This is a genomic window from Wolbachia endosymbiont of Drosophila bocki (assembly GCF_028982005.1).
GTDB classification, from domain to species: domain Bacteria; phylum Pseudomonadota; class Alphaproteobacteria; order Rickettsiales; family Anaplasmataceae; genus Wolbachia; species Wolbachia pipientis.
This window is the reverse complement of the sequence record NZ_JAPQLG010000183.1, coordinates 1-10,990: the sequence shown is the minus strand read 5'-3', so window position 1 is coordinate 10,990 and position 10,990 is coordinate 1. Positions and strand designations below refer to the sequence as shown.

Here is a 10,990-nt window from a genome sequence, read left to right as displayed (position 1 = left end):
GTTGAGTATGGCCCTTGCTATTACAATACGTTGTTTTTGTCCTTCAGAAAGTTTTAATCCTCTTTTTCCTACAAATGTATCAAATTTGTCAGGCAGCTTATCAATAAATTCCATCGCATAAGCGCTGATGGCTGCTTGCTTCACTTCCTCATATTCGGCACCTGGTTTGCCATATAGTATATTTTCCATTATTGAGCAAGAAAATATCATGTGATCTTGTGGCACTAAGCCAAACAACGATCTGAGGTCATTTAGCGCAATTGACTTAATATTGTGCCCATCGATAGTAATGCTACCTTTGTTTGGATCATGAAAACGGAGCAGAAGCTTTAAAATGGTGCTTTTACCACTGCCAGATGGTCCAACAATTGATACTGCTTGACCTGCTTCTATAGAAAATGATACGTTATTTAACGCTGGCTTATCAGACTGAGATTCATAAAAAAATGTTACGCCATTAAACGAGATTCCCTTTTGAACACTACAAATTTTTATAGGATCATCGGGATCTGCTATAGAGCTTTTCATATTTTTAAATTCAAATAAACGCTCTACTATTCCAAGACCTCGTTGTAAATCACTGATATTATCGCTCAAATTATTTATAGCTCCTGCTGCGAGCGCTGAATAAAACACAAATGAGGAGAGTTCTCCAATAGTTATATTATTGCTTAAGACTTCTTTAATACCAAAAAAGAGCAAAACAACTAGTGAACCTATCACACACGTGATAACTAGAGTTACTAAAATAGCACGCAAGAGTACTAATTTTACGTATGATTTTGATACTGAGTTTAAATGTTCCTTAAAACGGATTTTTTCGTTTTCCTCGAGTACAAACGATTTGATAGTCACTATGGATCTAAAATTTTCCTCACTAAATGACGCAAGCTCACTTAATTTATCCTGAGCAAAGCGTGCATAGCTACGCACTTTTTTTCCAAGTGAGGTCATGATAATGAGTAGTATAGGTATTATTGCGGCTGCATACGCAGTTAGTTGTATATTTGTATATAATAACATAGCAACACTGCCAATCAGAATCACAAAATTTCGTAATATGGTTAGTAAGCTGCTGTTTATTATTGATTGCAGCACAGAGGTATCAGTAATTAACGCTGAGATAACATCTTGTACGCCTGTGTTCTCAAAGAAACTTGGTTGCAAGTTAGTGATACTGCTATATAAGTCATATCTGATTCTTGCGATAACTTTCTCGCTGCCAATGCCAATGAAATATAACCGAGTAAATGCAGTGAGAGAAATGGCTAAAACTATAAGTATTGCAACTAATAGTTTGGTAGTAAAATCGTGCTCTGTGCCAGAATCAATTATATTGCTTAAGCCTCTGCCAAAGAGGAGGATCGTTAAGGCTGAAAATAAAACTGCAATAAAAGCTATGACAAAATAGGATAGATTAGGCTTTATATAGTAAAATAACTGCCTAATATTAGATCGCATCTTATTTTAAAGTTTCTAAAGTTAAGTATATAGATTTTAGTTTCAGGGGAAAGGGGAAAGGTGTAGTATGAAGCAATTTAGGTTCTGCAGCTGTTGTGATTTTAGTCCACCAAGAAAGGGTAGTAGCCCGCAGAAACGAAAAACTTGCTTGACAAACTCCGCCAGTCCTCTTATCATGGTATTGAGGGTATTCAGTTATCTTCATCTGTGCAGATTAAACAGCAAGAAAACAACGTAGTTGGCGTCTTATTTTTAATTTTTTGCACTATGTGCACCTTATGTCTTCACAACATTTCTAGGTTTTTACCTATATAAGCTGAAACGCGCTTATAAGTCGTTTAAGACAGTATAGTACGCCAATTTGCAGGATTAGAGAGTGACAACTAGCTAACACGGGGTTTCTTTTGCCTTTTTTTCTGCTTAGTAAATTTCTTAAACATTTAAACTAAGGTGAGTTGCATTTAAAAGCAGCTAAATTGCAGTGTTTAAGACTTAAAAAACGCCAATACTGAAAATAGACAATGACTAGGGCTTCTTTTGCCTTTTTTTTCGTTTGGTAAATTTCTTAAGTATTTATGGCTAAACGACAATCGTCATCCCGCTACGTGTTAGCGCCGCGGCGGTATAACTATACTTAAAAATATGGTTGAATAGTTGTTAATAATAGTGTATAATTATTAATCTTTTCTCAGTATTTTTACTGTGGCTCTTTCTAAATTTCTCGATCCAAAGTTAGATTTAACATTTAAGAAAATCTTTGGCACTGAAAAAAATAAGAATATTCTTATCCATTTTTTAAACGATATTTTAGGATGTACTGAAGTCAACACTATACAAGAAGTAGAATTCTTAAGCACCATTATGGACCCTGAAATTGCTTCTGATAAACAAAGCATTGTTGATGTTCTTTGCAGGGATTCTAGTGGGAACAGGTATATAATTGAGATGCAGCTCACTCGTGATAAAGGCTTTGAAAAACGCGCACAACTTTATGCTGCTAAGGCTTACTCAAGACAAGCTGATAAATCTGGTAAATACGTTGATTTAAAGAAGATTTTCTTTATCGCGATTTCAAATTGTACCTTATTCCCTGATAAGCTTGACTATATATCTAGCCATACCATCAGAGATGAAAAAACCAATGAGCATGACTTAAAAGATTTTCAATTTATCTTCATAGAGCTGCCAAAATTTCCTAAGAGTAGAGAAGAATAACTAGAAAGTGTAGTAGACCGTTGGCTATTTTTTTTCAAATATGCAGATGAAACAACGGACGAAGATCTCAGAAAAATTGCGGAAAAATCACCAATAATAAAGCTAGCATATGATGAATTAGATAAGTTTCACTGGAATGAAAAAGATCTAGTAGCTTATGAAGAAAGAATAATGGATCTGCGCAAAGAAGAAGCCATTCTTGAATACAGACTTGATCTTGCTAAAGAGGAAGGTAGAAAAGAGAGGGAAATTGAAGTCGCAAAGAATCTACTTAAAGCAGGTGTTTCTTTTAATATTATAGCTCAAACTACTGGTCTTTCTATGAGTGAGATCAAAGAATTGCAGAATTAAGTGTGAATGGTTACGAAAAATATAAGTTTTTGCGATAAACGACATAGTGATGTATTTGTTGTTCAGCATGTCAGTGGAATATTTTCTGGTATCTGTTCAGGTGCATGGCTAATGCTGAAACAAAAATTCCAGTGCTCCTTTTTTTGTCATCCCAGTCTGGGATCCAGATTGGGCACTAAGTTGGTAAACACGAAAGCGCTTTACAACGTTTTTGATGGAACTGTGCAAAAGGACTGGATACCAGTGTCAGCTACTTGCATGACACCCATTTGTTCCTATAGTTGCTTTTCTCGTCTACCTTATTTTGCCACTCATCTGAACAGATACCCATTTTGGAGGGATACCAATAATAGTTGTGAGCGGTACAAGTTTAGTCCATATACCTTCCAAGCATAACACGCTCACGAAACTTTAATGCGATAGCTTGGTTTCTACTGAAAGACAGCATTGTGCCAAGTGCGATGCTCGAAGATAAAAGAGAAGAACCACCATAGCTAAGTAACGGCAGGGTTATGCCGGTGGTAGGAAAAACACTCAATGTTACCCCTATGTTTATTATGAATTGTGTGATGAATTGCATTGAGATACCGAGAATCACTAACAGATTAAATAATTCATTTTCCCTATATGCAACGTAAAGCAAGCGGGCGGAAATGATACCAAATAACATCAATGTGGCTAAGCACGTAATCAAACCAAATTCTTCTGCTAAAACAGAAAACACAAAATCTGTATGACAATCAGGAAGAGAGGCTTTTACGCTACCTTCACCAGGTCCAACTCCAGTTAATTGACCTCTTTTGAATGCTTCTAATGATTTTGTGACTTGAAAGTTATCGCGTTGCGTAAAAAAGACAAAATTGTAAATCCTTTGCTTTATATGTGGGAGGCATAAGTAAGCTATTGTAGTTCCAGTTGTGGCCATTCCTATTATGCATAGAAAGTATAAAAGTGGTATACATGCAATAAACATTTGACCAATAAAAGAATATGTTAAAAGCATAGACATACTGAAATCAGGTTGCAAAAGTAACAACACAAAAACTAACAGAAATATTATGATTGATATGTGTATTTTAAACTTCATTTCGCTGGCCAAGATACTAGCTATAACAACAGAAAAAAATGGCCTTACGAACTCAGATGGTTGAACTGAAATTTTGACAATATGTAACCATCGTTTCGCACCTTTTACCTCTATACCAAGTATTATCGCAGTTGCTACTAGAATAGTAAATAAAGCGAAACCTGCGAATGAGAGGTTAAGTATAGTTCTTGTGTTGAGAAAAGAAAATGTCACCAAGGTAATTAGTGACAGGACTATATAAATTGTGTGACGCCGTATAAAATAATCTTGTGGTAAAGAAAGACGCTGCGCAATTACAGGGCTTGCTGAATAAACAAGAATGAAGCTTATAGTGAGCAAAAAAAACACTGGAAGGATGAGATAATAATCCAGCGTTCTATACCAGAGTTTAATATTCATTTTGTTCCAATGTGTAATGCCACTATTCCATAGCTCATATTATGAAACTCAACATTCTTAAAGCCTACCTCTTCAATTTCCATTTTAAAATCAGCCTGAGTTGGAAATTCTCTGATGCTCTTCACTAAATATTCATAAGAACTCTTGTCTTTAGCAACTATGCTGCCAATTTTAGGAATTACTTTAAACGAATATAAGTCATAAAGTTTGGTAAATATCTCATTTTGATAGTGCATAGGGGCAAATTCTAAGCAGATAAATTTCCCATGTGGTTTTAATACCCTGTGCGCCTCATTTAAAGCCTTCTTGCGGTCAGAAACATTTCGAATGCCAAAAGCTATTGTGCAATAATCAAATTCGGAGTCTTCAAATGGTAAACTTTCTGCACTTGCACATACCCAATCAAAATTAATTTGGTTTGAATTTATAGCTTTATCACGTCCTCTGTTTAGCATGTTTTGATTTATATCGCATACTGTAACCTTAGCACTTGGCTCTTTTCTTACTATTCTTATTGCTATATCTCCAGTTCCTCCAGCAACATCTAAAACCTTAGAGTTTTTTGTAAAATGCACACTATTTACCATCTTATCTTTCCATAATCTGTGCATTCCGAGGCTCATTATATCATTCATGGTGTCGTAGCGACTTGCCACGGAATCGAATACCTCTTTAACTAATTGTGATTTCTTCTTGATTTTTATAGTAGACATTACGTAAAGTCGCTCAACTCCTTTATAATTAGTAAAAATTAATTTGAATTAACACAAATGTCAACGACAGGCCTTGAGCCTGTTAAAATCTTCTTCAGCGTGGTATGATGACCTAGTCAGTGGGCTTGATGCAACCACTAAGAAACCTTTGGAGTAAGCAATATATTTATAATGCTCAAACTCTTCTGGGGTAACATACCTATCAAGTTTTGCATGTTTTGGAGTTGGTTGTAGATATTGACCAATTGTAATAAAATCAACCTCAGCACTGCGCAAATCGTCCATAACCTGAAGTATTTCCTCTTTTGTTTCTCCAAGACCAACCATAAGCCCTGACTTTGTGAAAACTTTAGGATTAATCTGCTTTACCATCTTCAACAAATATAGTGAATGAAAATAGCGAGCTCGTGGTCTTATTTTTGCATACAATCTCGGCACTGTTTCAATATTGTGGTTATAGACATCAGGTGATGCAACAGCAATTGCTTCAAATGCTCCTTTCTTATTTAAAAAATCAGGAGTTAAAATCTCTATTGTTGTTTCTGAAGTTATCTTTCTAATTTCTTCTATGCACTGTATAAACTGATTTGCGCCACCATCTGGTAAATCATCACGATCAACAGAAGTAATGACAACATGTTTTAAGTTTAACTTTTTTATTGCTTTTGCTAAATTTTCTGGTTCATGAGGGTCTAGTTTATCAGGAATGCCAGTTGCAACGCCGCAAAATGCACAAGCACGAGTGCAAACAGAACCGAGAATCATCACAGTAGCATGACGTTTATTCCAACATTCACCAATATTTGGACATGCAGCTTCTTCACATACCGTATGTAAGTTATGCAGTTTAACGATGTTCAAGGTTTCATTGAATACTTCACCGGTCGGAGCTTTTGCTCTAAGCCATGGAGGCTTACTATGCATCTGAAACGGCTAACTCTACCTCTTGCTTTACTAAAACTTTTTTCAACTTTCTTTTTATCTTCTGCGCTTTCTCACTTAGTTTAATCGTTCTTGTGTTGAGCAAAAAAGCATCCAAATCACCTTTGTAATCTATAGTTCTCAAAGTTCTTGTTGCTACACGAAATCTAAACTTTTTATTCAATATATCACTTGTCAACGTAACCTTATGTAAATTTAAAAGAAAGGTACGCTTTGTTTTACGATTTGAATGTGATACCTTACTACCAAAAGATTTTTTTCTATTTGTTAATTCACAAACTCTACTCACTTCAATATACCAAATTATTCTATGTACTTAGATTACCTTATATAGTCAAATAGTCAATACTCTCTTGCTTAATTTTTATACCATATACTGCTTTATAGCCAAAAAATATCGTAATTTTTTCTATTATAAGAGAAATCACATGCTGAATTTCCAATGCTTTACTGCCATTTGTTACTACCAGATGCAACACACCAGAATTTATATTCTGTGCATATGAGATCTTTTTTGGTTTTGTACACTCTGCTATTTCTTTCCCTACTATATTTTGCCAGTTTAAAATCAGACGTATTTCATTTTTGCTAATCTTATTTTTCATGCATTTTAATGCATAATTTTCAATTATAGACTTTAATTTTTTTGGACCGCTACGTTTGAGCATTTTTCTGTTTTTTTAGTAGGTAGATAATATAAAAGTATACATATAACTTGAGATTTTGTCATTACTGCTACATGTTTGTGAGATACCGTGACGGTACGACCATAATCGTCACTCCGCAACGCATATTGCATAGTCGTCATTCCGCGGCGTGTTCGCGGAATCTAGCTCTGGTCACGCTACTTAGATGACAACCTTCTAACTGCTTTACAAAGGCTCTACCCTCTGGCCTCACACCGTAAAAGCAGTATTTTTATGCAAAACTTATCTCAACGTAGCACTTGCCAAGATCGTTCCATTTACCAAATTTTGTGCTGTCATCTTTGCCTCATAATTAACCTTATAGCTGTTTTAATTGTAATTAGTTAAATTATTATTAACTTGCCAGGCTAGATCCAAAAAATAGCATAATCAATATGCAAATTGTAATAGAAATCACGTTTGCGTATGGTTCATTGCTATGCGGTTAATCTTTCCTCAATCCAAGCTGCTTGAATAGCTTCGAGTATTTTTTCGTTACAGCGTTTTTCATCATCATCAAATTCCTCTAAACTCAAGACCTTTTTTTTAAGCTCAGTGAATCTGATACTAATTATATTCTCATTTGGAAATTTTTCCTCCAGAGCTTCCACAATATCTTCTATATCAAGCCATTTCATACTTTTTTGTATTTATCTGCTAAGTTAAATTGGTGCCCATGGGGAGACTTGAACTCCCAAGGTCGCAAAACCCACGGATTTTAAGTCCGCTGCGTCTACCGATTCCGCCACACGGGCTTTTTTTATCTATCTAGAGTAAAACTCTACTACTAAATTGACTTCCATGTCTGCTGAATAAGGAACCTCAGAATATTGAGGTGACCTCAAATACTTCACTGAATGCTCTTTACTATCTGCTTCTAAATAATCCGGAGCCTTGCGCTCTTGTTTTTGTTCAGCCTCTACTACTACAGGGATTTTTGCTGCCCTTTCTCTTATTTTTATTATATCACCTGGCTTCACTCGATAACTCGATATGTTAACCACCTTATCATTAACCGTAACGTGCTTGTGAGATATGAGCTGCTTTGCTGAGTAAATCGTTGGAACAAGACCAGAGTGGTATAAAACAGAACTTAATCTCGATTCTAAGATACCGATAAAATTATCAGCCGTATAACCCTTTCTGTTATAAGCATCTAAAAATGTACGTCTGAGCTGCTTACTTGAAATCGCATAGTAAAACTTAAATTTCTTATGCGCAGCAAACTGCTTACCAAAGTCGGATAACTTCTTGAATCCAAGAACACCACGCTGACCTGGAGGGTATTTCCTTTTGTTTACTGGGTCTTTAGCCCTACCCCATAAATTTACACCAAGTCTACGGCTAATCCTATACTTTCTAGTGATAACAGTTGTCATATAAAAACTCTCACGATTTAACTTTAGATTATTAAGGATTTTAGCACTCAGTGTCAACTTGTTTTTGCTGATATAATCTTTTATACTTCATTTTTAAGTTTTTCTATTAACACATGAATCATTCACATTTAAAATCTATGGCAAACGCCATCCGTTTTTTATCAATTGATGCAGTACAAAAAGCAAACTCTGGACACCCAGGTATGCCACTTGGCATGGCAGATGTTGCAACTGTTTTGTTTGCTAAATATCTGAATCATAATCCTGATGATTCTAAATGGTTCAATAGAGATCGCTTTGTTTTATCAAACGGCCATGGGTCAATGTTACTATATTCAATATTATATTTGACGGGTTATATTAGCATAGATGAGCTAAAAAACTTCAGGCAAATGGGATCCAAGACCCCAGGTCATCCAGAGTTCGGCTTGACTTCCGGGGTAGAGGCAACAACAGGCCCGCTCGGTCAGGGGTTTGCCGCTGCTGTTGGCATGGCACTTGCTGAATCAATCCTTAAAAAGCAATTCAGAATCAATCACTACACTTACGTGATGCTAGGGGATGGCTGTCTTATGGAAGGAATAAGCCATGAGGTAGCATCACTTGCTGGGCATCTTAAATTGAATAAGCTCATAGCTCTTTTTGATGATAATGATATCTCTATAGATGGCGCTACTTGCCTTTCCTGCTCTGATGATGTAGAGAAACGCTTCTTAGCGTATGGATGGAATGTTGACAAAATTGATGGCCACGATTTTGATGCCATATCCTTTGCAATAGAGCAAGCAAAAAAGTCTGGTAAACCTACAATGATCTGCTGCAAAACTATTATCGGAAAATTTTCAAGCCGTGCTGGCACATCCTCTGCTCACAGTGGTGCCTTTTCGGAGGAAGACATAAAACAGATGAGAGAGAAATTAAACTGGAATTATGAACCATTCCATGTACCAGAAGATGTGAAAAATGCCTGGAAGAAAACTGTTGAGAGAGCAAAACAAAACTACACGATGTCATTCCAGCGCGTGACCAGGAAAGAAGAAAAAGAATGGATCCCAGTGTCAAGCACTGGGATGACAAGAGAGAGTACTGGGATGACAGAAGAGAATGCTGGGATGACAGGGTATCATGCAGAACTTCAAAGACGGTTAGATAAACATCTACCAGATAATATCGCTGGTGTTTTAGCTGACCTGAAGAAACAAATATGTGAGCTAATGCCAAACGAAGCTACTCGATCTTCTTTCGGCAGAGTAATGGAATTTTTAACTGAGTCTATGCCGGAATTAATCGGCGGTTCTGCTGATCTTACTGGGTCAAATTGCACTAAATATAAGCACATGCAGGTAATAAATAGCAATAATTATAGTGGCTCTTATGTCCACTATGGAGTGAGAGAGCACGCTATGGCAGCATGTATGAATGGTATGGCACTTCACGGCGCGATTCTTCCTTATGGCGGCACTTTTTTGGTGTTTTCCGACTATTGTCGTCCTGCTATACGTCTTTCAGCTCTGATGAAGCAGCAGGTTATGTATGTCATGACTCACGACTCAATTGGAGTGGGAGAAGATGGCCCAACTCATCAGCCAATAGAGCATTTAGCCTCTTTGCGTGCTATACCAAATCTATATGTTTTTAGGCCAGCCGATGCAGTTGAAACTCTGGAGTGTGTTAGCATTGCACTCGAAAAGAAAGAATCTCCAGCACTGTTTGCGCTCTCAAGGCAAAACGTAAGTTACATGCGCAAGTTCTACTCTGATATCGATCAATCTGCTAATTTATCAAAGTTTGGTGCATATATTTTGTGTGAATGCTCAAAAGAATTAAAAGTGACGATATTTGCTACGGGGTCCGAGGTTGAAATTGCAGTTGAAGCAAGGGAGAAATTGCAGGAAAAGGGTATAGGTATAAGGATTGTTTCTATGCCATGCTGGAGGCTTTTTGACGAGCAAAGCGATGAATATAAAGCGGCAATATTAAATAATGACAGCATTAAAGTTGCAATTGAAGCCGGAAGTGAAATGGGTTGGCATAAATACATAGGTTCAAACGGTATATTTATTGGCATGAAAAGCTTCGGAGAATCAGCACCTTATAAAACACTCTATGAGCATTTTAATATCAGTGCTGATCACGTAGTAAAATGTGTGTGTGAGAAACTGGTTTATATTCAGTAGACCTCTTGCGTTACTCTATAACCCCATCATGGCTTTTCATTGCATCATAATTATTGTTATTTTCTTTGTCTAATGGATTGGATGTGGGTAAGGGAATATCAGATTCATCAGTCTTTTTTACGTTTGATGGTTTAAGTAAAGAAACATCAGCATCGGTTTGTGATGTAGATTCATCAGTGTCAGACCCAAACAACCATGAAAAAAAACCACCAAAAAATGATGCAACTAATGAAAAAGGCTTCATAAGTATACTAAACAAACTACCAAAAAAAGAGCCCGGCTGTTCTTCTGTTTGTGCAGGTTCTGTGGGAGCAACAGGATTTACACCTTTGTCTTGTACATCAGCTCCTTTTTCTCCATTGATGTCTTGCTCTCTCTGTGATTGATTTGAATCCTCCTCCTCCTCTTCCTCTTGACCCCCTTCACTATCTGTCGATGATCCACCCGCTGAACCATCATCAGATTTTTCTGCTGGTTGCAATAGAGTTTTTATTTCTTCGTTAGTAGTTAAATCTAAGAACCTGTTAAGGATCTCGAAAATATGAGGTAAAATAAGCATAGTTAAGAAAGAGGTATATCT

At 36.5% G+C, this 10,990-nt stretch carries 9 protein-coding genes, 1 tRNA gene and 2 pseudogenes; 2 read left to right on the top strand and 10 right to left on the bottom strand.

Annotation, left to right across the window (positions count from 1 at the left end):
- On the bottom strand, positions 1-1,461 hold a 1,461-nt coding region (locus tag OZD61_RS04385; protein WP_274979995.1), incomplete at its 3' end, for an ABC transporter ATP-binding protein.
- A gap of 702 nt (positions 1,462-2,163) precedes the next feature.
- Here OZD61_RS04385 and OZD61_RS04380 point away from each other — a divergent pair.
- Positions 2,164-3,027, top strand: a pseudogene (locus tag OZD61_RS04380) (Rpn family recombination-promoting nuclease/putative transposase).
- A gap of 370 nt (positions 3,028-3,397) precedes the next feature.
- Here OZD61_RS04380 and OZD61_RS04375 read toward each other — a convergent pair.
- The 8 genes from OZD61_RS04375 to rpsD form a co-directional block, all read right to left on the bottom strand.
- Positions 3,398-4,513: an FtsW/RodA/SpoVE family cell cycle protein gene (locus tag OZD61_RS04375; protein ID WP_274979994.1), complete on the bottom strand. Its 1,116-nt coding sequence runs from the start codon at positions 4,511-4,513 to the stop codon at positions 3,398-3,400.
- The gene (ubiE, locus tag OZD61_RS04370) at positions 4,510-5,226 is read right to left on the bottom strand and encodes a bifunctional demethylmenaquinone methyltransferase/2-methoxy-6-polyprenyl-1,4-benzoquinol methylase UbiE (protein WP_274979993.1); all 717 of its coding nucleotides are present in this window, start codon (positions 5,224-5,226) and stop codon (positions 4,510-4,512) included. The genes OZD61_RS04375 and ubiE overlap by 4 nt, the downstream gene beginning before the upstream one ends.
- Before the next feature lie 60 nt (positions 5,227-5,286).
- Positions 5,287-6,150: a lipoyl synthase gene (gene lipA / locus OZD61_RS04365; protein WP_274979992.1), complete on the bottom strand. Its 864-nt coding sequence runs from the start codon at positions 6,148-6,150 to the stop codon at positions 5,287-5,289.
- Complete coding sequence (gene rpmB, locus OZD61_RS04360; RefSeq protein ID WP_274979991.1) at positions 6,143-6,457, bottom strand: 50S ribosomal protein L28; 315 nt, start codon at positions 6,455-6,457, stop codon at positions 6,143-6,145. Before rpmB ends, lipA begins: the two co-directional genes overlap by 8 nt.
- A gap of 37 nt (positions 6,458-6,494) precedes the next feature.
- Positions 6,495-6,836: a DUF721 domain-containing protein gene (locus OZD61_RS04355; protein WP_274979990.1), complete on the bottom strand. Its 342-nt coding sequence runs from the start codon at positions 6,834-6,836 to the stop codon at positions 6,495-6,497.
- A 455-nt stretch (positions 6,837-7,291) separates the two neighbouring features.
- Positions 7,292-7,492, bottom strand: coding sequence for a Fe-S cluster assembly protein IscX (gene iscX, locus OZD61_RS04350; RefSeq protein WP_007552114.1), 201 nt, complete (start codon positions 7,490-7,492; stop codon positions 7,292-7,294).
- Positions 7,493-7,522: 30 nt separating this feature from the next.
- Positions 7,523-7,609: transfer RNA gene (locus OZD61_RS04345), tRNA-Leu, on the bottom strand.
- A gap of 9 nt (positions 7,610-7,618) precedes the next feature.
- Complete coding sequence (gene rpsD, locus OZD61_RS04340; protein WP_274979989.1) at positions 7,619-8,233, bottom strand: 30S ribosomal protein S4; 615 nt, start codon at positions 8,231-8,233, stop codon at positions 7,619-7,621.
- Positions 8,234-8,346: 113 nt separating this feature from the next.
- Between rpsD and tkt the strand changes: the two genes are divergently transcribed.
- Complete coding sequence (gene tkt / locus OZD61_RS04335; RefSeq protein ID WP_274979988.1) at positions 8,347-10,410, top strand: transketolase; 2,064 nt, start codon at positions 8,347-8,349, stop codon at positions 10,408-10,410.
- A 10-nt stretch (positions 10,411-10,420) separates the two neighbouring features.
- Here the strand turns inward: tkt and OZD61_RS04330 are convergent.
- A pseudogene (locus tag OZD61_RS04330) lies at positions 10,421-10,990 on the bottom strand (hypothetical protein); the annotation flags it as partial.